We start from the raw sequence: 20,625 nt of genomic DNA, 5'->3' as shown, positions 1-20,625 counted from the left end.
CCGGACGAGAGGGATGCCTCGGCAACACTCTCGTCGGACTGTTTCACGTGAAACTCTCCCCCATGCGCCAGCCGCTCAGCATCGTCTTCCACCCTATCCCGGCTTCCCCCCACTCCCAGCCGTCGAAGCCACTTGTTCATGCGTTCCCTACTGTTTCAGACGAAAAGTCGACCGCCATCCAGTCAAGCGTGGCTCCCCGGTGCAGCTCGTCCAACCCGCCGCCGTCCCGCCAGACCAAGTCAAGGGATCGTCGGCTGTCCGCGTGATCGTGGTGTCGGCCGAACGTTTCACGTGAAACACCCCACGCCCGGTTACTCTGAGCGCTGCTTTGGAAGTACGGCGGGGCGCTGCCGCTCACTGGAGAACTGACCCTGGTCTCTGTCGGCGCGCTTCAGAAGCGTGACGAGACGCCCGTACGTTTCACGTGAAACACCCGTCGCCGTGACCGTTCATCCCTCTGTCGTCGAATGACGTTGGTCTTCGACCGAGCGCCCGTCGTCCCCGTGGCATCGATCTCTCCCGACGTGGGCCGCACTGGTGTGGACAAGCGAACTCATCCCACGGCCGAGCCCGGTGGTTTTGGCTCACCGGCGCGAAGTGCCACCGACGTTTCACGTGAACATCGCTGGATGACGAGAAGCCGAAGAGCCCCGGCTGCCTCAGCGTGGTTCCCGGCCGTACCGACACAGCACGCTTCCTGCGTGTACCCGCCGGTCGAGTAGCGAGCTCGCGAGCGTATCGAGACCAATCTCCTCAACAGAGCGTTTCACGTGAAACGCACCACACGTCCGTGTCCCGCCACCAACCCACTCCCTCAACGGAATCGCTTCTTGCTCAACGGTGGCAGCGCCTCGAGATGCTCCGTGATCAACGCGAACAGCTTCGCCGCCCCAGCCCTGCACCTGCGCCCGCCGGTCGAGTAGCGAGCCCCCGAGCGTATGAGACCACCCGCCTCGACAGAGCGTTTCACGTGAAACACGCCCCACCCCCGTGCCCCGCCACCAACCACGCCCTCAACGGAAACGCGCCTTGCTCAACGGCGGCAGCGCCTCAAGATGCTCCATGATCAACGCGTACAGCTTCGCCCGCCCCCAGCCCTGCACTTGCTTCTCCCTTCGGTATGCCTCATCGACGCGATCGAACTTCTCGAAGTACACGAGCCGAACCGGAAGTCTTGTGCTCGTGTACGCGGCGCCCTCTCCGTCGTTGTGCTGCGCGGTCCTGTGCTCGAGATCCCTGGTGCTGCCGACGTAGAAGGACCCGTCAGCGCATTGGGGGATGTACATGTATGCCACCCATGCAGACTGCCTCCGGCTCATTCGCGGGGAAGGCGGCGTCGGCACTTCTGTGAAGAGGTGGTCGACCACGCACGTTGGGGAGGACCCGGGGTCGACGAGTGGTTGGGTCGGCGTACTGCGGCGTCGATCGATCGAGGCTGGTCTCGATACGCTCGCAAGCTCGCTACTCGACCGGCGCGACCGACGCCGGGACGGGAACGGGAACGGGGACGGGCGCGTCGTTGCCATCGCACGCCGAGCATGGAATCGGTACACGGTCCTGCGAGCGTGCGTATCCGCACTCAGTGGTGGTCTCGATCCGCGCAAGCTCGCTACGCGACCCGCCGCGCCGGGGACGGTACTACGGATCGTTGTCGTCACGCGACCAGCAGCCAGCAGAAGGGCTGCTGCACGAACCCAACCCTCGCAGACCGTGGTGGTCTCGATACGCTCGCAAGCTCTCTACTCGACCGGCGGGACCGGGGCCGGTGGGCGAGACACTGCCGTCCCGCGGCCAACAGCGAACGGACCCCGGCTGTCCGGCCCCACCTTGAGCGCGGTGGTGGTCTCGATACGCTCGCAAGCTCGCTACTCGACCGGCTGAGCTTGACCCGCAGTATCTCGTCGCAAACCCGTCAGGAAGGGGGCGTGGACATGCTCGCGTGGCGGAAGTCCTCGCTCAATTGCGACCTCGATACGCACGTGCGCTCACGACCCGACCGGCAGGCCAAGAGGCCGGCGAAGCGTCGCGGTCGCACGGCCGCCAACGAACGGACACCCTGACATGCGCGTCGCGCCCGCAATGCCGGCCCCGTGGTGGTCTCGATACGCTCGCAAGCTCGCCACTCGACCGGCGGGGGTGAAGCCGGAGGCACTCCCACACCATGCCCCGGCGGTGCGTCTCGATGCGCTCGCGGCTCGCTACTCGACCGGAGAGGGCGAGGGACTCACGTGCCGAGGTGTGGGCGTTTCACGTGAAACATCGGCGCCGAGTGTTTCACGTGAAACGATACGGCTCCGGACTAGCGGACGGTGGCGCGGAAGACGCGCGACGGCTCCTCGAGCAGCCCCTCGCCGACGAGCTCGACGCGCGGGTTCGTCACCCGGAACTTGCGGAGCTGCTTCTCTGCTGCAGTGATCTCGTTCTCGGCGTTCGCGCCCTTGAGGAGGATGAGCTCACCGCCATCACGCACCAGGGGAGCGGTGATCGGCACGAGGGTCTTCAGCGCGCTGACGGCGCGGGCGGTGACCGCGTCGAGCACAGGGCCTCGTTTCCAGTCCTCCGCGCGAGCGCGCACGACCTCGACGTTGTCGAGGCCCAGCAAGTGAGCCTGCTCCGACAGCCACGCGACCCGGCGCTCCATCGGCTCGATGAGCACCCACTCGACGTCCGGTCGCGCGATCGCGAGGACGAGTCCCGGCAGGCCGGCGCCAGAACCGACATCCCCGACCCGACCCGAGAAGAGCGGCGCGATGACTGCGCTGTTGAGGATGTGGCGGGACCAGAGGCGAGGCGGTTCCAGTGGGCCGATCAGGCCGCGCTCCTCGCCGTGCTGCCCGAGCGCCGCGGCGAAGCTGCGCGCGATGTCGATGCGGTCACCGAAGATCTCGGCCGCCGCAGCCGGCTCGTGCTCGATCTCGATCGTCAACGCGTCGTCCCCACCCGCCGATGTTTCACGTGAAACGTCGCGTCAACCGCGACGGATCACCGTGTGACGGTCGGCGCCCTCGCCATACGACTCCGACACGAATCCCCGCTCGGCGACGATGTCGTGCACGAGCTTGCGCTCGTAGCTCGACATGGCGGGGAGCGAGGCCTGCGACGCACCGTCCTCGAGGCGAGCGATCGCACGCTCGACCAGTGCGACGAGCTCGTGGTGGCGGGCGTCGCGAGAGCCGCCGACATCGAGGATCAGGCGCGAGAACCGTCCCGTGCGGTTCTGCACCGCGATGCGGGTCAGCTCCTGTAGAGCCTGCACCGTGTCCGGGTCTGCGATGAGTGCGACGGAACCTCCCTCAGGAGCTTCCACCGAGACGTACGCACGGCCGGCACGCACATCGAGGTCGAGATCGCCGTCGATGTCGGCGATGTCAAGCAGGCCTTCGATGAAGTCCGCGGCGATGTCGCCTTCTTCTTCGAGCTGCTCGACGGTCGCGGGCTCGCGCTCAGCGGTCGGGTCGGTGCGGATGGAGTCTGACGACGTGCTCATGCCTGTGATCCTCGATGTCGTGGGGGAGAGCCGGATATCAGCCGGCTGAGCCGGCGCCCGCGCCACTGTCGCCCGGTGCCTTCGGGCTCTGCTGCTTGGGAGCCTGCTTCTGCGACTGCTTCTTGGCGCGCTGCTTGCCCACGGGCTGCTGGCGCTTCGGGGTGGCGGCCTTCGCGCGCTCCGCCTCTTCGTACAGGCGCTGCTGCTCGGCGAGGTACTTCTCCATCGGCACGACCTTGCCCGACGCGTCGATCGCCTTGCCCTTGCGGGCCAGGCGCTCTTCGCGAGCCTTGGCGGCCTCCGAGCCGGGGGTCGGCATCTCACGGATGACGAGGAACTGCTGGCCCATCGTCCACAGGTTCGAGACGAACCAGTAGATGACCACGCCGAGCGGGAAGAAGACACCCGAGAAGACGAATGCGAAGGGCAGGACGTACAGCATGATCTTCTGCATCTGGTACGCCTGGCCGGTCTTGGCCTCGGGGGAGAGGTTCTTCGAGATGATCTGCAGCTGCGTGAAGAACTGCGACGCGATCATGAGCACGACGAGAACCAGCAGGATGATGATGGCTGCCGTGTTGCCGGTGTTGATGGCGTCGATGAGCGTCTCGTGCAGCGACGCGACCCCGAAGAGCTTCGCGTTGTAGAACTCGGCCGTGAGAGTGGCGTTCAGCAGGCCGACTCCGCCGATGCCCGCCGTGGCGTGCTTCGTGACGTCGTTCAGCACGCTGAACAGCGCGAAGAACACGGGCATCTGCACCAACAGCGGCAGGCAGCTCGACACCGGTGTCGTGCCGTGCTTCTTGTACAACGCCATGGTCTCGCGGCTCATCGCCTCGCGAGAGAGCTGGTCGCGCTTGCCCTTGTACTTCTCCTGAACTTTCCGCAGTTCAGGAGCGATTTCCATCATTTTGCGCTGGCTCTTGATCTGCCGCACGAACAGCGGGATCATCGCCGACCGCACCACGATCACGAGGCCGATGATCGCGAGCACCCACGTGATGCCCTCGGCCGGCGGCAGGCCCATCGCGGTGAACAGCCAGTGCCAGAACACGAGCACCGCTTCGACGAGCCACTTCAGCGGCCACAGGATGGTCCCGATGAGGTCGAAGCCACCGCCGCCGGGAGGTGGGGTGGGGGACGGCGTGGAGGCCAGCAAGAGATCCATGCGGTGGATCAGTCCTTTCCGGAGGGGGCAGGCACGACGAACCCGTGGCGGGTCAGTGCGTGCCGGAAGTGCGAGTGGGGCGGAACGTCGTCGACGCCGCCGACGGCCCATGGGTGGCAGCGGGCCAGCCGCCGCGCGGTGAGCACGGATCCCACGACCGCGCCGTGCTGCTGTACAGCGCCGACGGCGTACGCCGAGCACGACGGGTAGTACTTGCAGACGTCGCCGTAGGTGTGCGAGATCGTGGCGCGGTAGCCGTGCAGCAGTCCGAGGACGGCGTTGCGGGGGAGCAGCGGGATGCTGCGGAGCAGGTCGGATGCCGAGAACTCGGCGTCACCGAGGGCGTAGGCCGGAAGCACGCTCATGCGGCCCTCCGTGCGAGGCACCGGGTGACGTCGTCGCGCAGGTCGGCGAACGACGCGGACGCTGCGCTCGGCAGCGCCCGGATCACGACGTCACTGCCCGGCGCGACCGAGTCCAGCGACTCGAAGCACAGCGCCTTCAGCCGGCGACGGATCGTGTTGCGCACGACGGCCCCGCCGACCTGACGGCTCACGATGAAGCCGAACCGCGCCGGACCAGGGGTCTCGGCGCGGTTGACATACGTGACGGTGTGCTTGCCGGCGCATCGCCGACCACGACGGACGGCGGCTTTGTATTCCGCTCCGCGGGTGAGTCGGTTCGACCTCGCGAGCACCGCAGGGGGTGACCCAGCTCAGGCCGAGAGCTCGGTGCGCCCCTTGGCGCGGCGAGCCGACAGGATGCTGCGGCCGGCACGGGTGCGCATGCGGGCGCGGAAGCCGTGCTTCTTGGCGCGGCGGCGGTTGTTGGGCTGGAAAGTGCGCTTGCTCATAGGGGACTACTTCCGATCAGGTGTCACCGGGACGCTCGAGACCGGGGACGCTCGTACAAAGGGACTGCCACGAGGGCATAAGTCAACCGATTAAGGCTACGTCGATACGCCTGAGAACTCAAACCGGGCGCGGGGCCCGGCATTATGCCCCGGCGGCGGAAGAGAGCCTGGCACCGACACGCGGGCTGGATCTACAGTGGAGTTTGCTCACACGACGCCCGCTGACTAGCGTGGCTCCGGCAGTTATCCACAGGCTCGGCATGGCGTTTCCGCGACATCCGGTGGAGTCATCAACAACCCGGGGGGGCCATGTCACCGCACGAAGTTCCAGATGTTCCGGTCTGGTCGGCCGTGCTGGAAGAACTCGTGAGGGACGAGCGCATCACGCCGCAGCTCCACGGCTTCATCAGTCTCGCGGTCCCGCAGGGAGTCATGGGCGGCACGCTCTATCTCGACGTGCCGAACGACCTCACGGCGGCGCAGTTCACCAAGCGCATGCGCGCGCCGATCATGGAGGCGCTCTCACGCGTCGAGCAGGACGCGCAGAATCCTGCGTCGTCGTTCCGCGTGGTGGTCAACCCCGAGCTCGCCGACGCGCATCTGACCTCGCCGATCCCGATCCAGCAGGGGTCGCTTCCCTCAGCCGGCGCTCCCGTCGCACCGTCGGTCGGGCGCCCCCCGCTCGAGGAGCCGGCGGAGACGGCATCCGTCTCGCGCAGTGACACCCGGCTCAACCCGAAGTACACGTTCGACAACTTCGTCATCGGTCAGTCGAACCGTTTCGCGCATGCCGCCGCGGTCGCCGTCGCCGAGGCTCCCGCGAAGGCGTACAACCCGCTGTTCATCTACGGCGACTCGGGCCTCGGCAAGACGCACCTCCTCCACGCGATCGGCGACTACGCGATCAGCCTGTATGCCGGCATCAAGGTGCGGTACGTCTCGAGCGAGGAGTTCACGAACGACTTCATCAACTCGATCGCCAACAACCGCGGCTCGGCATTCCAGGCGCGGTACAGGGATGTCGACATCCTCCTGATCGACGACATCCAGTTCCTGCAGGGTCGCGCCGAGACGCAGGAGGCGTTCTTCCACACCTTCAACCAGCTGCACGATCACGACAAGCAGGTCGTCATCACCAGCGACGTCCCGCCGAAGCACCTGACCGGCTTCGAGGACCGCATGCGCAGCCGGTTCGAGTGGGGTCTCATCACCGACGTGCAGGCTCCCGACCTCGAGACCCGCATCGCGATCCTGCGCAAGAAGGCGCAATCGGAGCGGCTGCACATCCCCGACGAGGTGCTCGAGTACATCGCGACGGTCGTCTCGAGCAACATCCGCGAGCTCGAGGGCGCCCTCATCCGCGTCTCGGCGTTCGCGAGCCTCAACCGCTCGACCCTCGACATGTCGCTCGCCCAGACGGTGCTGCGCGACATCGTCGACCAGGACGACGCCAATGTCATCTCGCCGACCGACATCATCACGGCGACGGCGGCGTACTTCAAGCTCACGGTCGACGACCTGTACGGGTCGAGCCGCTCGCAGTCGGTCGCGACGGCGCGTCAGATCGCGATGTATCTGTGCCGCGAGCGCACGAGCCTGTCTCTTCCGAAGATCGGGCAGCTGTTCGGCAACCGCGATCACACCACCGTGATGTACGCGTACAAGAAGATCAGCGACCTCATGAAAGAGCGCCGCTCGATCTACAACCAGGTCTCCGAGATCACTGCTCAACTGGGTCGCAACGGACGCTGAGGACATCGCCCGGCATATGCCGAAAGAAGTTCTTGACAGCGGAAGATGAGAGCGCCATCATTTGCGTTCTCCCCAGTGTGGAAAACCTGTGGATAACTCCCGAAGCCTGCGGAAACCGCTGTGAGCGGGGCGTGCACGCCTGTGGATGGATTGCGGATGCCGCAGGCCGCGGCGTGCGTCATCCCGATGTCATTCCGCAGCCGCTCCACAACTCACATGCGTGTGGTTTCGGCACGGCGACTGGGATCGGACGAGTTGTCCACAGTTTCCACAGCCGTTAACACCATGACAAAGAGAACCATCATGAGAACCCGTTCGATCACCTTTGCGGTGGAGAAGGGATGGGCCAGAGCAGGACTGGCATTCTTCGGGGCGGGCACTAGCATGAGAACCCCGAGCCCGCAGCCTGCGGGACCGCTGCAGAGGGAGCGTTCGTGAAGTTCCACGTCAATCGCGATGTGTTCAGCGAAGCCGTATCGTTCGTCGTCAAGCTCCTGCCGCAGCGAAACCCCCAGCCCATCCTCGCCGGCGTGCTGATCGAGGCATCCGAAGAAGGACTCTCGCTCGCGGCGTTCGACTACGAGGCCTCCGCGCGCACCACGATCGAGGCGACCGTCGACGACCCTGGCACGATCCTCGTGCACGGGCGGCTGCTGTCCGACATCGCCAGCCGACTGCCGAACGCACCGATCCAGATCGAGGTCGACGACGACGGCGGGATCCTCCTGACGTGCGGTTCCGCCCGCTTCACCCTCGCGTCCATGCCGGTGCAGGAGTACCCGGCGATCCCCGAGGTCACCGGCGACTCGGGTGTCGTGCCGTCCGAGGACTTCGCGACCGCGATCGCACAGGTCGCCTTCGCAGCATCGCGCGACGATGTCACGCCGGTGCTGACGGGCGTTCAGCTCGAGGTGTCGGGAACGAACCTCAGCCTCGTCGCCACCGACCGGTACCGTGTCGCGCTGCGCGAGATCCCCTGGGACGGCGGCCGCGAGGCATCCGACGAGCCGACGACCGCGCTCGTGCCGGCGCGAACGCTCACCGAGGTCGGCAAGACGTTCGCGCACGGCGGCGACATCTCGATCGCGTTCTCGGGCTCGGGCGATCGCGAGATCATCGCGTTCACGGCGGGCAACAAGACCGTGACCTCGCTGCTGATCAAGGGCAACTTCCCGCCGGTGCGTCGCCTGTTCCCGGCGCAGACCGAGCACCACGCGGTCGTGAACACCGCCGATCTGGCCGAGGCGGTGCGTCGTGTGTCGCTCGTGCTCGACCGGTCGGCGCCGCTGCGGTTCACCTTCACCACCGACGCGGTGTCGATGGATGCCTCGGGCACCGAGCAGGCGCGTGCGACCGAGTCGGTCGACGCGAACCTGGTCGGCGAAGACGTCACCCTCGGCCTCAACCCGCAGTACCTGCTCGAGTCGCTCGGCGCCGTTCGCAGCGAGTTCGTGCGGATCACGTTCACGTCGAGCGAGAACGCCAACAAGCTGAGCCCGGTGCTGATCACCCCCCAGACCTCGGTCGACAAGGCCGGCCAGGACTCGTTCCGCTACCTGCTTCAGCCCAACCTGCTGCTCCGCTGATCCGTCCCATCGAGGCACGGGCGTCCGCCCCGCTCATTAGGCTTGTCCGGTGATCGTGGAGCAGCTGAGTCTCGTCGACTTCCGCAACTATGCGGTCGCCGACGTGGCACTGTTCCCGGGTCCCAATGTCTTCGTCGGCCGCAACGGTCAGGGCAAGACGAACCTCGCCGAAGCGATCGGATTCCTCGCGACGCTGGGATCGCATCGGGTGTCGAACGACGCCCCGATGGTGCGCGACGGCGCCGATGCCGCGATCGTCCGGGCGCGCCTCGCCCACGGTGAGCGCCGTGTGCAGCTCGAGGTGCAGATCAACCGCCAGGGATCCAACAAGGCGCGAGTCAACGGCGCGGCGGTGAAGCCGGCCGAGCTGCCGCGCTACGCGCAGGTCGTGCTGTTCGCACCGGAGGACCTGCAGATCGTCCGCGGCGACCCGTCGGCGCGGCGTCGTTTCGCCGACCAGCTGCTGGTGCAGCGGGCTCCTCGCATGTCGGGCGTCATCGCCGATTACGACCGGGTGCTGAAGCAGCGCACGACGCTGCTGAAGTCGGCGAAGGCCCGTGGTCTTCGCGGTGACGCCCTCTCGACCCTCGACGTGTGGGACGACAAGCTCATCGCCCTCGGCACCCAGCTGATCGAGGCGCGCCTCACGCTCGCCGCCGATCTCGCGGCTCCGCTCGCGTCCGCGTACACCGCGATCGCCGGCGCCGATCATGATCCCCGCATCGAGTGGGCGCTGTCGATCACGGGCGTGGACGATCCGGAGGCCGGAGAGCGGGCGACGGATGCCGTTCCCGGCGACCGAGCAGAGGCCGGAGTGGGCGTGGGGACGGTCGATCTGTCCGATATCTCCACGCGATTCCGTGAGGCGCTCGCCGCGCGGCGGTCGGCGGAGCTCGAGCGGGGGCTCACGCTCGTCGGCCCGCATCGCGACGATCTGCTGCTGCGGATCCGTGGTCTTCCGGTGAAGGGTTACGCGTCGCATGGCGAGTCGTGGTCGGTCGCGCTCTCGCTGCGGCTCGCGTCGGCAGAGCTGCTGCGCGCCGACTCGCGCCTGGGCGACCCGGTGCTGATCCTCGACGACGTCTTCGCCGAGCTCGACTCCGACCGTCGCGCGCGATTGGCCGGCCTCGCGGGCGGCTACGAGCAGGTCGTGGTCACCGCCGCCGTCGAGGGCGACGTGCCGGACGGCCTGCGCGCACGGACGGTCCGCGTCGAGGCGGGTCGCATCCTGGAGGCGACGGATGTCTGAGCCCGAGCGACCCCGGATCCCCGAGACGATCGCCACCTACCTGCGGCTGCGCGGTCTCGAGCCGTCGGCGCGGTCGTTCCGCAAGCGCCGCCGGCGGGACGCCGACGACGAGAACGTGCCGTTCGCACCGGGCAGAGATCCGCGAGGAGTCGCCGACGTCCTCGCCGATCTCACCCGCGAGTCGGGATGGGACAAGGAGCTGGCGCGCGAGGACGTTGTGCTGGCGTGGGCGGAGGTCGCCGGCGAGGACACCGCCCGGCACACCCGCCCGGTCGCCTACTCGGAGGGCACGCTCACCGTCCAGGCCGACTCCACGGCGTGGGCGAAGCAGCTCCAGCTGATGCGCGCGCACATCCTCTCGGAGATCATCCGCCGCTTCCCCGAAGCTGGGGTCACCGCGGTGCGCTTCATCGGGCCGGACGTCCCCTCCTGGAAATGGGGTCCCAGAACCGTTGCAGGGCGTGGCCCGCGCGATACCTACGGCTGAGGTACGTCTGGAGCTGCCGGAAGAGATTTCACACCGTCAGAATGGCGTATAGCCTCGTGATCCCCTCGTAACCCGATAGACTGTCGGGGCACCCTCAGAAGGATCTGGAGCCCTCGCGAAGATGACGTCCGACACCCCCGATATCGTTCCCGAGGAACCCGCCACTCCCGAGAAGACTCCGAGCGAATACGGGGCAGACGACATCCAGGTGCTGGAGGGCCTCACGGCCGTCCGCAAGCGCCCCGGCATGTACATCGGGTCGACGGGCGAACGCGGCCTGCACCACCTCGTCTACGAGATCGTCGACAACTCCGTCGACGAGGCCCTCGCCGGCTACTGCGATGCCATCGAGGTCACAATCCTGTCCGACGGCGGTGTGCGCGTCGTCGACAACGGTCGAGGCATCCCCGTCGGCATGCATCGCACCGAGGGCAAGTCCACCGTGGAGGTCGTGCTCACGGTGCTGCACGCCGGCGGCAAGTTCGGCGGCGGCGGGTACGCGGTCTCGGGCGGTCTGCACGGCGTGGGCTCATCGGTGGTCAACGCGCTGTCGACCCGCCTCGAGGTGGAGGTCAGGCGCGAGGGTCACGTGTGGCGGCAGTCGTACCGCGACGGTGGCCAGCCCCAGGCGCCTCTCGCCAAGGAGGAGAAGAGCGACGAGACCGGGACGATCATCACGTTCTGGCCCGATCCCACGATCTTCGACACCGTCGACTTCGACTACGACACCCTGCGCACGCGGTTCCAGCAGATGGCGTTCCTCAACAAGGGCCTGCGCATCAGCCTGCGCGACGAGCGCCCGAGCGCCCTCGTTCCCGACGACCACCCCGGCGACGGCGTCGACGAGCCGCAGCCGCGCAACGACAGCTTCCTGTACGAGCGGGGCCTCGTCGACTACGTCGAGCATCTCAACAAGGTGCGCCACGCCGACGTGGTCAACGACGAGATCATCGAGGTCGAGTCCGAGGACACCGACCGCAAGATCGCCATGGAGCTGGCGATGCAGTGGACAACCAGCTACACCGAGAACGTCTTCACCTTCGCGAACACGATCAACACGCACGAGGGCGGCACCCACGAAGAGGGATTCCGCGCCGCGCTGACCACGCTCGTGAACCGGTATGCGCGGGCGCAGAACATGCTCAAGGAGAAGGACGACAACCTCACCGGTGAAGACATCCGCGAGGGACTCACGGCCGTCATCTCGGTGAAGCTGTCCGAGCCCCAGTTCGAGGGGCAGACCAAGACCAAGCTCGGCAACACCGAGGCGAAGGCGTTCGTGCAGAAGGTGGTCGGCGACCAGCTCGGCGACTGGTTCGATCGCAACCCGACACAGGCGAAGAACGTCATCCGCAAGGCCATTGACGCGGCGAGCGCGCGCATGGCCGCGCGCAAGGCCCGCGAGACGGCGCGACGCAAGAGCGTGTTCGAGTCGGCCGCGATGCCCGACAAGCTGAAGGACTGCACCAGTAAGGACCCGTCGATCAGCGAGATCTTCCTCGTCGAGGGCGACTCCGCCGGAGGCTCGGCCGTGCAGGGGCGCGACCCGCACACGCAGGCGATCCTGGCGCTGCGAGGCAAGATCCTCAACGTCGAGCGCGCGCGACTGGACAAGGCGCTGTCGAACAAGGAAGTCCAGGCGATGATCCAGGCGTTCGGTACGGGCATCGGCGAGGACTTCGACATCGCCAAGGCGCGCTACCACAAGATCGTGCTCATGGCCGATGCCGACGTCGACGGCCAGCACATCACGACCCTGCTGCTGACGCTCCTGTTCCGCTACATGCGCGGACTGATCGAGGCGGGCTTCGTCTACCTCGCGATGCCTCCGCTGTACCGCCTCAAGTGGTCGAACTCTGCGCACGAGTACGTGTACTCCGACAAGGAGCGCGATGCGCTCCTCGAGCACGGACTCGCCACAGGCAAGCGGATCCCGAAGGACTCCGGCGTCCAGCGCTACAAGGGTCTCGGCGAGATGAACGCTAAGGAGCTGTGGGAGACCACGATGGACCACACCACCCGGACGCTGCGCCAGGTGACGATCGACGACGCGGCCGCGGCCGACGAGATCTTCTCGGTGCTCATGGGCGAAGACGTCGAGTCGCGCCGCACGTTCATCCAGCGCAACGCCAAGGACGTCCGCTTCCTCGACATCTGATCGGGACGCGGAGAGGAATAGAGAACACACATGGCTGAAGAAGAAGACCGTCCCGACCCGAACGCCGCGCACGAGCACGGCCGGATCGACCAGGTCGACCTGCAGCTCGAGATGCAGCGCAGCTACCTCGACTACGCGATGGCCGTCATCGTCGGGCGCGCGCTGCCCGACGTGCGCGACGGGCTCAAGCCCGTGCACCGCCGTGTCATCTACGGCATGTACGACGGCGGATTCCGTCCCGACAAGTCGTTCTCGAAGTGCGCGCGCGTCGTCGGCGAGGTGATGGGTCAGTACCACCCGCACGGCGATGCGCCGATCTACGACGCACTGGTGCGCCTCGTCCAGCCGTGGTCGATGCGGTACCCGCTCGCACAGGGGCAGGGCAACTTCGGCTCGCCGGGCAACATGGGCGCCGCGGCACCCCGGTACACCGAGACCAAGATGGCGACGCTCGCCCTCGAGATGGTGCGTGACATCGAAGAGGAGACCGTCGACTTCCAGGACAACTACGACGGTCAGACCCAGGAGCCGAAGGTCCTGCCGGCGCGATTCCCGAACCTGCTCGTCAACGGGTCCGTCGGCATCGCGGTCGGCATGGCGACCAACATCCCGCCGCACAACCTTCGCGAGGTCGCGGCGGGCGCGCTGTGGGCGCTGGAGAATCCCGAGGCCTCGCGCGAGGAGCTGCTCGAAGCGCTCCTCGAGCGCATCCCGGGACCCGACTTCCCGACCGGCGCCCAGATCCTCGGGACGAAGGGCATCCGCGAGGCGTACCGTACCGGTCGCGGCTCGATCACGATGCGCGCGGTCGTGTCGATCGAAGAGATCCAGGGCCGCACGTGCCTCGTGATCACCGAGCTGCCGTACCAGGTCAACCCAGACAACCTCGCGGTGAAGATCGGCGACCTGGCCCGCGAGGGCAAGATCACCGGCATCGCCGACATCCGAGACGAGACCTCCGACCGCACGGGTCAGCGCCTGGTGGTGGTGCTGAAGCGGGATGCCGTCGCCAAGGTCGTGCTGAACAACCTGTACAAGCACACCCAGCTGCAGGAGAACTTCGGCGCGAACATGCTCGCGATCGTGGACGGCGTGCCGCGCACGCTGCCCCTCGACGGCTTCATCTCGTACTGGGTCGAGCACCAGATCGAGGTCATCGTTCGGCGCACCCGCTTCCGCCTGCGCAAGGCCGAAGAGCGGATGCACATCCTGCGCGGCTACCTCAAGGCGCTCGACGCGCTCGACGAGGTCATCGCGCTCATCCGTCGTTCGCCGACCGTCGACGATGCCCGCGAGGGTCTGAAGACGCTGCTCGAGATCGATGAGATCCAGGCGGATGCGATCCTCCAGATGCAGCTGCGCCGCCTGGCGGCGCTCGAGCGTCAGAAGATCATCGACGAGGCGAACGAGCTCGAGGCGCAGATCGCCGACCTCAACGACATCCTGGCGACACCCCTCCGTCAGCGCACGATCGTGCATGACGAGCTGGCCGGAATCGTGGAGAAGTTCGGCGACGAGCGCCGCACGCACATCCTCCCCGGCTTCGACGGGGACATGTCGATCGAGGACCTCATCCCCGAAGAGGAGATGGTGGTCTCGGTCACGCGCGACGGGTACATCAAGCGCACGCGCATCGACAACTACCGCTCGCAGCACCGCGGCGGCAAGGGCGTCAAGGGTGCGCAGCTGCGCGCGGACGACGTCGTCGAGCACTTCTTCGTCACGACCACGCATCACTGGCTGCTGTTCTTCACGACGAAGGGCCGCGTCTACCGCTCGAAGGCGTACGAGGTTCCCGAAGCCGGTCGCGACGCGAAGGGCCAGCATGTCGCCAACCTGCTGGCGCTCCAGCCCGGGGAGGAGATCGCGCAGATCCTCGACATCCGGGACTACTCGGTGGCGACCTATCTCGTGCTCGCGACGCGCGGCGGCCTGGTGAAGAAGACGCGCCTGACCGAGTACGACACGAACCGCCAGGGCGGCATCATCGCGATCAAGCTCCGCGGCAACGGCGCGGACGAGTCCGACGACGACGTCGCAGAGTCCGACGACGAGGTCGTCAGCGCGCTGCTGGTCGACGAGGGCGACGACATCCTCCTCATCAGCCGCCACGGGATGTCTCTGCGGTTCTCGGCGACCGATGGGGCGCTCCGCCCGATGGGACGCTCCACGTCCGGCGTGAAGGGCATGGACTTCCGTGCCGGCGACAGCCTGCTCTCGGCGTCCGTGGCGAAGGACGACGAGTACGTGTTCGTGGTCACCGAAGGCGGGTACGCGAAGCGCACCGCGGTGGACCAGTACCGGGTGCAGAACCGCGGCGGACTGGGCATCAAGGTGGCCAAGCTCAACGAGGATCGGGGTGATCTGGCAGGCGGTCTCATCGTCTCGGAGGACGACGAGGTCTTGGTGGTTCTTGCCAGCGGCAAGGTGGTACGCTCTGCCGTGGCCGAGGTACCTGCCAAGGGGCGAGACACCATGGGTGTCGTGTTCGCCCGCGCCGGCGGCGACGATCGCATCCTCGCGATCGCCCGCAACAGCGAGCGGGGCCTGGCCGAGGAACCCGAGGATGCAGCTGCCGAGGCCGCTGACGAAGGTCCGTCGCCCGAAGCCCCCCTCGGGACGGACGCCTCGCCCGAGACCCCGGAAGAGAGCACTGACGCATGAGCACGGTAGCCGACAAGCTCGCGAAGAAATCCAGCCACAAGACCAGCGCCAAGCAGGTGCGCCTGCGCCTGGTGTACATCGACTTCTGGTCGGCGGTGAAGCTGTCGTTCCTCGCGGCGATCGCGATCGCCATCGTGACCGTCGTGGGATTCGTGATGGTGTTCCTCGTGGTGCAGACCACGGGCCTCATCGCCAAGGCCGACGATCTGTTCTCGAGCTTCTCGGACGGCAGCATCCTGCTGTCGCAGTTCGTGAGCTTCCCCCAGGTCCTGGCGTTCTCGGCGGTCGTCGCGATCCTGAACCTCGTCGTCGTCACGGTGCTCGGGGCGGTGATCGCCGGCATCTACAACCTTGCCGTCAAGGTGACCGGCGGCCTGCTCGTCGGGTTCACCTCCAACTGATTCGACCGGCGGTCGCCGATTCGTGAAATCGGCGATCGTCGGGTAAAGTCTTGGAGGTTGCGGGGCGCGAGCGCCGCACGAAACGGGGCTATAGCTCAGGCGGTTAGAGCGCTTCACTGATAATGAAGAGGTCCCAGGTTCAAGTCCTGGTAGCCCCACCGTAAGCCCCGGGGCCTTAGCTCAGTTGGTAGAGCGCCTGCTTTGCAAGCAGGATGTCAGGAGTTCGAATCTCCTAGGCTCCACAAGATCCCCCATCGAAGCCGGTCCCTCGGACCGGCTTCTTCGTCGTCACGAGGCACTCCGCGAGTAGGGTGAAGCATGGACCTGCGCGTCGCGGCCTACGCGGTGATCGTCGACGAAGACGACCGGCTGCTGCTCGCGCACTGGAACGAGGGACGACGCGGAGCCTGGACGATGCCGGGCGGCGGTTTGGAACCCGGCGAAGAGCCCGAGCGCGCCGCACGCCGTGAGGTGCGGGAGGAGACCGGCTACCGGGTCGCGATCGAGGAGCTGCTCGGCATCCATTCGCGGGTGATCCCGCCGGGCAGGCGGCTGACGCCCGGCGTCACCGAGCCGTTGCATACGCTGCGCATCGTCTATCGCGCGCGCGTGATCGGCGGTCGCCTGCGCAACGAGACCGACGGATCGACCGACCGCGCCGAGTGGTTCCCGTTGGCGGAGGTGCCGTCACTGCAGCGCGTCAAGCTCGTCGACATCGCTCTCGAGATGGCCGGCCTCGTCTGACGACCGACGGATGCCGCTACTCGAGCGGCTGCGAGATGTCGGCGACCGTCGCGCCGTAGGCCGTGATGAGGTCGTCGGCCTCGATGAAGAGGCTGTAGCCGTGCGCGCCCGCCCCCATCGCGACGCGGCGGCCGACGATGCCGCTGTCGGCGTAGATCGGCCAGTCGTTCGTGCTGCCGACCGGGACGATGGTTCCTCGCTCGTATCCCGTGGCCGCGAACGCGCGCTCGGGATCGGGAAGCTGGAGCTTGTTCACCCCGACGACGGCGCGCAGCTTCGGCCACGAGATCGCCCGGTCGCCCGGGATCAGCGCGAACAGATAGGTGTCGTCGCTGCGCTTGACGACGAGCGTCTTCACGATCCCGGACGGCTCGATGCCGAGGATCTCCGCCGCCTCGGGAAGGCTCTTCGCCGCGGGACGCTCCTTGATCTCGATCTCGAGACCGCGCGCGGCCGCGGCCGCTCGTACGCGTTCGGTGCCCTCGAGGACGTGCTCAGGCATCCGGCGCGCGCAGCGGGTCGTCGGCGACCCAGAGCTCGTCGTCGGCCCGGAGCGTCTGCCACGCCGCGTAAAGCACGCCGACGGCCGCGGCGACGCCGAGGATGATCGCGATGACGCCGCCGGCGCCCATGCCCTTCTTCTGCGGGGTCGCGCGGTCGAGCTTCGCCGAGAGGAAGCTGCTCGCGTCGCGCGCGTATTTGTCGGCCTTCTTGGCGTACTTCTTCGAGTCCGGCATCCCGAGGCCACGACCGGACGCGAGACGCGAGCGCTGCTCGTTCGCGGCGTCCCACACCGACAGCGCCGAGCCCACGACCGCACCCGCGGCGGGGATGACGGTGCTGTTCACGACCTGCTTGCTCTTCTCGACGTAGGGCGCGGCGTACTTCTCATAGCCGGCCTGCACCTGCGGCTTGATGTGCTCGCGGTTGTAGTGCCCGAGCTGCCGGCTCGCTTCGCGAGCGACCGATGCGGCTTCGCCCACCAGCACCTGCTGTGACTCCCACAGGCTGTTCGCCTGCTTCTGCAGCTTCTGAAGTTCCTTCTTGCGCTTGCGGCTGAGGCTCACGGTGCCCTCCCTGTCGTGGGGATGTCGGTCTCCCCATCTTGCCAGACCGGTGCCGAGACGGCAGGGGTTGCAGCGAACTCTGAGACAATGTCACAATGCCGCTTCACACCGCAGTCGCAACGATCCACACAAACTACGGCGACATCGTCGTCAACTTGTTCGGCGACCACGCGCCGCGCACCGTCCAGAACTTCATCGGCCTCTCCGACGGCTCGCAGGCCTGGACCCACCCGGCGACAGGCAAGCCTGGCGAGGGCCCGCTCTACAAGGACGTCGTCTTCCACCGCATCATCTCGGGCTTCATGATCCAGGGCGGAGACCCGCTCGGTCAGGGCGTGGGCGGTCCCGGCTACAACTTCAACGACGAGATCAACGGCGAGCTCACCTTCACGGAGCCGTACAAGCTCGCGATGGCGAACGCGGGCCTGCGTCGCAACGCGATCACCGGGCAGGTCGAGGGCACCAACGGCTCGCAGTTCTTCATCACGGTCCCCGGTCAGGGCGGCCGCGGTCCGGAGTGGCTGCAGGGCAAGCACACGATCTTCGGCGAGGTCGCCGACGACGCGTCGAAGGCGGTCGTCGACACGATCAGCGAGGTGCCGACGGCTGCGGGCGACCGCCCGATCGAGCCCGTCGTCATCGAATCGGTCGACGTCGTCTCGGTCTGAGCCGCCGCCTCCCGACTCGAACAGCCTCGCGTGACCACCGACGACTTCCGCCGCAACAGCGACAACTTCTGCTATCGGCATCCTGACCGGCAGAGTTTCGTGCTGTGCCAGCGGTGCCTGCGCACGATCTGCCCGGAATGCCAGACCCAGGCTGCGGTCGGAGTGATCTGCCCTGAGTGCCTGCGCGATCAGCAGAACGGGCAGTCCGCCGCGCAGCGGAAGGCGCAACGTCGGTGGTCACGCCCGAGTGCGGTCGCCGTGCACGACACCCGCCCGATCGTCACGTACGTGATCATCGGCATCACGGCGTTCGTGTATCTGCTGACGCTGATCCCCGGTGTCGGCGGCGTCATCCAGAGCTCGCTGATGTTCATCGCGCCCACGATCTACCCGGGCTTCTTCCCGCAGCTCGGCGGTCTTCCCGAGATCTGGCGCCTGTTCTCGGTCGCCCTCGTGCACTCGACCTTCTGGCACATCGGCCTGAACATGCTGGCGCTGTTCATGATCGGCCGCAGCCTCGAGCCGCTCCTCGGTCGGTGGCGGTTCCTCACGCTCTACGTGCTGAGCACGCTCGGCGGTTCGGTGGCCGTGACGCTTCTTTCGTTCTTCACGCCCGTGGTCGGGGCTTCCGGCGCGATCTTCGGCCTGTTCGGCGCGCTGCTCGTGATCGGCCGCCACCTCGGCGCAAACATCGCCGGCATTGCGATCGTGCTGGGCATCAACCTCGTCATCGGATTCATTCCCGGGTTCAATGTCTCGTGGCAGGCGCACGTCGGCGGACTCGTCGTCGGCCTGGTCGTCGGTTTCATCTTCACGCGCACGCGGTCGGCGCGTCAGCGTGGGCTGCAGATCGCCCTGCTGGCGGCTGTCGGCCTGGTGCTCGTGGCGCTGCTGTTCGTGCCGGTGTTCTTCCCCGCCGCGACCATCGGCTGAGTTATCCACAGGTTCATCCACAGGTGGGGAGAATCACACCTGTGTAATTCACACCTGTTAACAGGGTTGTTAACAACTTCCGGGAACGGAAAAGCCCCGGTCATCCCTGACCGGGGCTCTTCTATGAAGTCCGCTAGCGCCAGCGCGTCGTCATCAGGAACCCGATGAAGGCGATGCCGAATCCGATCACAAGGTTCCAGGCGTCGATGCCGGGGATCGGGTACTGCATGCCGCTCAGGTAGAAGACGAGGATCCAGACCAGACCGATGAGCATCAGTCCGATCATGATCGGCTTGAACCACACCGGGTTGGGTGCGGCCTCGCCTTCTGCGCGCTCGACGAGCGAGTCGTCGTCTTTGCCGGGTCGTGCCATGCAGAAGAGTCTAACTGCCAGCGGGGCTCCAGCAGTGCTGTGCGAGAATCCCTCTGTGGATGAAGCGGCGGTCACCGTGGGGAGCGGGGCGCTGCGGGGGGACGCACGTGCTCGCCCGCGCAGGCGCACGTCTGTCGTCGGCGTGATCGGCGAGCTGCTGGTGACGGCCGGCGTGATCGTGCTGCTGTATGTCGTGTGGCAGCTGTGGCTGGGCGATGTGATCTACGGCGCGGAGGCCAAGGCCGAGAGCGAGACGCTGTCGCAGCAGTGGGCGCAGGGGTACGAGCCCGCGCCCCTTCCGGCACCCACCGACGAACCCGGCGACCCCGCACCGGTCAGTGCCGAACCCATCCTGATGGCCGAGCCCGCCGACACCGAGGACTTCGCGATCATGCGCATCCCGCGACTCGGCAGCGACTACGCCTACACGATGGCGGGCGGAGTCACGCGACCGGGCACGCTCGACAAGAAGAAGATCGGGCACTACCCGGGCACGGCGATGCCCGGGCAGCCCGGCAACTTCGCCGTCGCCGCGCACCGTACGACCTACGGAGCGCCGTTCAACCGCATCGCCGACCTGCACGTCGGCGACGCGATCGTGATCGAGACACCCGATGGCTGGTACACGTACCGGTTCCGCACTCTCGAGTACGTCACCCCGAGTGAGGTCGAAGTGCTGCTCCCGGTCCCGCAGGCGATGGACGTCCCGGCGGGGACGGCCTACATCACGATGACCAGCTGCAGCCCCATGTACTCGCTGGCCGAGCGCATCGTCGCCTACGGCGTGTTCGACTCCTTCACTCCCCGGTCCGCCGGTGAGCCGGCCTCGCTTCAGGCGGTGGCGTGATGTACGCGGCGCTGTGGCGAGTCCTCCCAGGTCCCTGGTGGGTGCGCGTGCTGATCCTGCTCGTGCTGGTGGCCGCCGCGCTCTACGGGCTGATCTTCTACGCGTTCCCGTGGGTGAGCCAGTTCGTCAACCCGCAGGACGTCACCGTCGGCTTGCCGTCGGTATGGGCCGTCGTCCGGCCGGCGTGA

General features: G+C 67.0%; 22 protein-coding genes and 2 tRNA genes. 14 read left to right on the top strand and 10 right to left on the bottom strand.

The features are described 5' to 3' along the window. Positions 1 to 1,013 precede the first annotated feature (1,013 nt). The 7 genes from AC3ANN_RS18190 to rpmH form a co-directional block, all read right to left on the bottom strand. The gene (locus AC3ANN_RS18190; protein ID WP_488340870.1) at positions 1,014 to 1,286 is read right to left on the bottom strand and encodes a GIY-YIG nuclease family protein; all 273 of its coding nucleotides are present in this window, start codon (positions 1,284 to 1,286) and stop codon (positions 1,014 to 1,016) included. 1,013 nt (positions 1,287 to 2,299) lie between these two features. After that, a complete protein-coding gene (gene rsmG, locus AC3ANN_RS18185; RefSeq protein WP_488338782.1) occupies positions 2,300 to 2,926 on the bottom strand; it encodes a 16S rRNA (guanine(527)-N(7))-methyltransferase RsmG in 627 nt (208 codons plus the stop codon). Between the two features lie 42 nt (positions 2,927 to 2,968). Further along, positions 2,969 to 3,487: a Jag family protein gene (locus tag AC3ANN_RS18180; protein ID WP_488338781.1), complete on the bottom strand. Its 519-nt coding sequence runs from the start codon at positions 3,485 to 3,487 to the stop codon at positions 2,969 to 2,971. A gap of 37 nt (positions 3,488 to 3,524) precedes the next feature. Then, positions 3,525 to 4,655, bottom strand: a complete 1,131-nt coding sequence (gene yidC / locus AC3ANN_RS18175) for a membrane protein insertase YidC (RefSeq protein ID WP_488338780.1) — start codon at positions 4,653 to 4,655, stop codon at positions 3,525 to 3,527. An 8-nt stretch (positions 4,656 to 4,663) separates the two neighbouring features. Then, positions 4,664 to 5,020 (bottom strand): membrane protein insertion efficiency factor YidD, encoded by a 357-nt coding sequence (yidD, locus tag AC3ANN_RS18170; protein WP_488338779.1) that lies wholly within the window; start codon positions 5,018 to 5,020, stop codon positions 4,664 to 4,666. After that, positions 5,017 to 5,352 (bottom strand): ribonuclease P protein component, encoded by a 336-nt coding sequence (gene rnpA / locus AC3ANN_RS18165; protein WP_488338778.1) that lies wholly within the window; start codon positions 5,350 to 5,352, stop codon positions 5,017 to 5,019. Before rnpA ends, yidD begins: the two co-directional genes overlap by 4 nt. Before the next feature lie 18 nt (positions 5,353 to 5,370). Further along, complete coding sequence (gene rpmH, locus AC3ANN_RS18160) at positions 5,371 to 5,508, bottom strand: 50S ribosomal protein L34 (RefSeq protein ID WP_005054680.1); 138 nt, start codon at positions 5,506 to 5,508, stop codon at positions 5,371 to 5,373. A gap of 309 nt (positions 5,509 to 5,817) precedes the next feature. Here rpmH and dnaA point away from each other — a divergent pair, with 309 nt between their 5' ends. From dnaA to AC3ANN_RS18110, 10 genes are all read left to right on the top strand, one after another. Continuing rightward, the gene (dnaA, locus tag AC3ANN_RS18155; protein ID WP_488338777.1) at positions 5,818 to 7,260 is read left to right on the top strand and encodes a chromosomal replication initiator protein DnaA; all 1,443 of its coding nucleotides are present in this window, start codon (positions 5,818 to 5,820) and stop codon (positions 7,258 to 7,260) included. Between the two features lie 434 nt (positions 7,261 to 7,694). Beyond that, the gene (gene dnaN / locus AC3ANN_RS18150; protein WP_488338776.1) at positions 7,695 to 8,846 is read left to right on the top strand and encodes a DNA polymerase III subunit beta; all 1,152 of its coding nucleotides are present in this window, start codon (positions 7,695 to 7,697) and stop codon (positions 8,844 to 8,846) included. 49 nt (positions 8,847 to 8,895) lie between these two features. After that, entirely contained in the window at positions 8,896 to 10,095 is a 1,200-nt protein-coding gene (gene recF, locus AC3ANN_RS18145) for a DNA replication/repair protein RecF (RefSeq protein ID WP_488338775.1), read from the top strand. Further along, positions 10,088 to 10,582: a DciA family protein gene (locus tag AC3ANN_RS18140; RefSeq protein ID WP_488338774.1), complete on the top strand. Its 495-nt coding sequence runs from the start codon at positions 10,088 to 10,090 to the stop codon at positions 10,580 to 10,582. Before recF ends, AC3ANN_RS18140 begins: the two co-directional genes overlap by 8 nt. A 121-nt stretch (positions 10,583 to 10,703) precedes the next feature. After that, entirely contained in the window at positions 10,704 to 12,740 is a 2,037-nt protein-coding gene (gene gyrB / locus AC3ANN_RS18135; RefSeq protein ID WP_488338773.1) for a DNA topoisomerase (ATP-hydrolyzing) subunit B, read from the top strand. A gap of 30 nt (positions 12,741 to 12,770) precedes the next feature. Continuing rightward, positions 12,771 to 15,404: a DNA gyrase subunit A gene (gyrA, locus tag AC3ANN_RS18130; RefSeq protein ID WP_488338772.1), complete on the top strand. Its 2,634-nt coding sequence runs from the start codon at positions 12,771 to 12,773 to the stop codon at positions 15,402 to 15,404. Next, positions 15,401 to 15,805 (top strand): DUF3566 domain-containing protein, encoded by a 405-nt coding sequence (locus AC3ANN_RS18125; RefSeq protein WP_488338771.1) that lies wholly within the window; start codon positions 15,401 to 15,403, stop codon positions 15,803 to 15,805. Before gyrA ends, AC3ANN_RS18125 begins: the two co-directional genes overlap by 4 nt. Positions 15,806 to 15,889: 84 nt before the next feature. Continuing rightward, positions 15,890 to 15,963, top strand: a tRNA-Ile gene (locus AC3ANN_RS18120). Positions 15,964 to 15,974: 11 nt separating this feature from the next. Next, positions 15,975 to 16,047: transfer RNA gene (locus AC3ANN_RS18115), tRNA-Ala, on the top strand. Positions 16,048 to 16,123: 76 nt separating this feature from the next. After that, positions 16,124 to 16,549 carry an NUDIX hydrolase gene (locus AC3ANN_RS18110; protein WP_488338770.1) on the top strand — a complete coding sequence of 142 codons (426 nt, stop codon included), beginning with the start codon at positions 16,124 to 16,126 and terminating at the stop codon, positions 16,547 to 16,549. A 16-nt stretch (positions 16,550 to 16,565) separates the two neighbouring features. Here AC3ANN_RS18110 and AC3ANN_RS18105 read toward each other — a convergent pair whose 3' ends face one another. Next, positions 16,566 to 17,051, bottom strand: a complete 486-nt coding sequence (locus AC3ANN_RS18105; RefSeq protein ID WP_488338769.1) for an aminoacyl-tRNA deacylase — start codon at positions 17,049 to 17,051, stop codon at positions 16,566 to 16,568. Beyond that, complete coding sequence (locus AC3ANN_RS18100; protein ID WP_488338768.1) at positions 17,044 to 17,616, bottom strand: DNA helicase; 573 nt, start codon at positions 17,614 to 17,616, stop codon at positions 17,044 to 17,046. The genes AC3ANN_RS18105 and AC3ANN_RS18100 overlap by 8 nt, the downstream gene beginning before the upstream one ends. Positions 17,617 to 17,711: 95 nt before the next feature. Here AC3ANN_RS18100 and AC3ANN_RS18095 point away from each other — a divergent pair, with 95 nt between their 5' ends. Both AC3ANN_RS18095 and AC3ANN_RS18090 read left to right on the top strand, forming a co-directional pair. Further along, a complete protein-coding gene (locus AC3ANN_RS18095; protein WP_488338767.1) occupies positions 17,712 to 18,284 on the top strand; it encodes a peptidylprolyl isomerase in 573 nt (190 codons plus the stop codon). 30 nt (positions 18,285 to 18,314) lie between these two features. Continuing rightward, positions 18,315 to 19,217, top strand: coding sequence for a rhomboid family intramembrane serine protease (locus AC3ANN_RS18090; protein WP_488338766.1), 903 nt, complete (start codon positions 18,315 to 18,317; stop codon positions 19,215 to 19,217). Positions 19,218 to 19,350: 133 nt separating this feature from the next. Here the strand turns inward: AC3ANN_RS18090 and AC3ANN_RS18085 are convergent, their stop codons facing one another. Next, positions 19,351 to 19,590 (bottom strand): cell division protein CrgA, encoded by a 240-nt coding sequence (locus AC3ANN_RS18085; protein ID WP_168913330.1) that lies wholly within the window; start codon positions 19,588 to 19,590, stop codon positions 19,351 to 19,353. Positions 19,591 to 19,645: 55 nt separating this feature from the next. Between AC3ANN_RS18085 and AC3ANN_RS18080 the strand changes: the two genes are divergently transcribed. Together AC3ANN_RS18080 and AC3ANN_RS18075 are read left to right on the top strand one after the other, a co-directional pair. Beyond that, complete coding sequence (locus tag AC3ANN_RS18080; RefSeq protein WP_488338765.1) at positions 19,646 to 20,437, top strand: class E sortase; 792 nt, start codon at positions 19,646 to 19,648, stop codon at positions 20,435 to 20,437. Next, positions 20,437 to 20,625, top strand: a complete 189-nt coding sequence (locus tag AC3ANN_RS18075; RefSeq protein WP_488340869.1) for a hypothetical protein — start codon at positions 20,437 to 20,439, stop codon at positions 20,623 to 20,625. Before AC3ANN_RS18080 ends, AC3ANN_RS18075 begins: the two co-directional genes overlap by 1 nt.

Source organism: Microbacterium sp. STRO-2N, from assembly GCF_057747775.1.
This window is presented reverse-complemented; position numbering and strand designations above follow the sequence as displayed.

Bases quoted from the DNA above. Each gene is read 5' to 3' on its own strand.
- dnaA (WP_488338777.1), top strand. From the start codon at position 5,818: ATGTCACCGCACGAAGTTCCAGATGTTCCGGTCTGGTCGGCCGTGCTG.
- AC3ANN_RS18125 (WP_488338771.1), top strand. From the start codon at position 15,401: ATGAGCACGGTAGCCGACAAGCTCGCGAAGAAATCCAGCCACAAGACC.
- rpmH (WP_005054680.1), bottom strand. From the start codon at position 5,508: ATGAGCAAGCGCACTTTCCAGCCCAACAACCGCCGCCGCGCCAAGAAG.
- gyrB (WP_488338773.1), top strand. From the start codon at position 10,704: ATGACGTCCGACACCCCCGATATCGTTCCCGAGGAACCCGCCACTCCC.
- AC3ANN_RS18105 (WP_488338769.1), bottom strand. From the start codon at position 17,051: ATGCCTGAGCACGTCCTCGAGGGCACCGAACGCGTACGAGCGGCCGCG.
- AC3ANN_RS18190 (WP_488340870.1), bottom strand. From the start codon at position 1,286: ATGTACATCCCCCAATGCGCTGACGGGTCCTTCTACGTCGGCAGCACC.
- AC3ANN_RS18180 (WP_488338781.1), bottom strand. From the start codon at position 3,487: ATGAGCACGTCGTCAGACTCCATCCGCACCGACCCGACCGCTGAGCGC.
- AC3ANN_RS18095 (WP_488338767.1), top strand. From the start codon at position 17,712: ATGCCGCTTCACACCGCAGTCGCAACGATCCACACAAACTACGGCGAC.
- yidD (WP_488338779.1), bottom strand. From the start codon at position 5,020: ATGAGCGTGCTTCCGGCCTACGCCCTCGGTGACGCCGAGTTCTCGGCA.
- AC3ANN_RS18140 (WP_488338774.1), top strand. From the start codon at position 10,088: ATGTCTGAGCCCGAGCGACCCCGGATCCCCGAGACGATCGCCACCTAC.
- AC3ANN_RS18110 (WP_488338770.1), top strand. From the start codon at position 16,124: ATGGACCTGCGCGTCGCGGCCTACGCGGTGATCGTCGACGAAGACGAC.
- AC3ANN_RS18075 (WP_488340869.1), top strand. From the start codon at position 20,437: ATGTACGCGGCGCTGTGGCGAGTCCTCCCAGGTCCCTGGTGGGTGCGC.
- gyrA (WP_488338772.1), top strand. From the start codon at position 12,771: ATGGCTGAAGAAGAAGACCGTCCCGACCCGAACGCCGCGCACGAGCAC.
- AC3ANN_RS18085 (WP_168913330.1), bottom strand. From the start codon at position 19,590: ATGGCACGACCCGGCAAAGACGACGACTCGCTCGTCGAGCGCGCAGAA.
- yidC (WP_488338780.1), bottom strand. From the start codon at position 4,655: ATGGATCTCTTGCTGGCCTCCACGCCGTCCCCCACCCCACCTCCCGGC.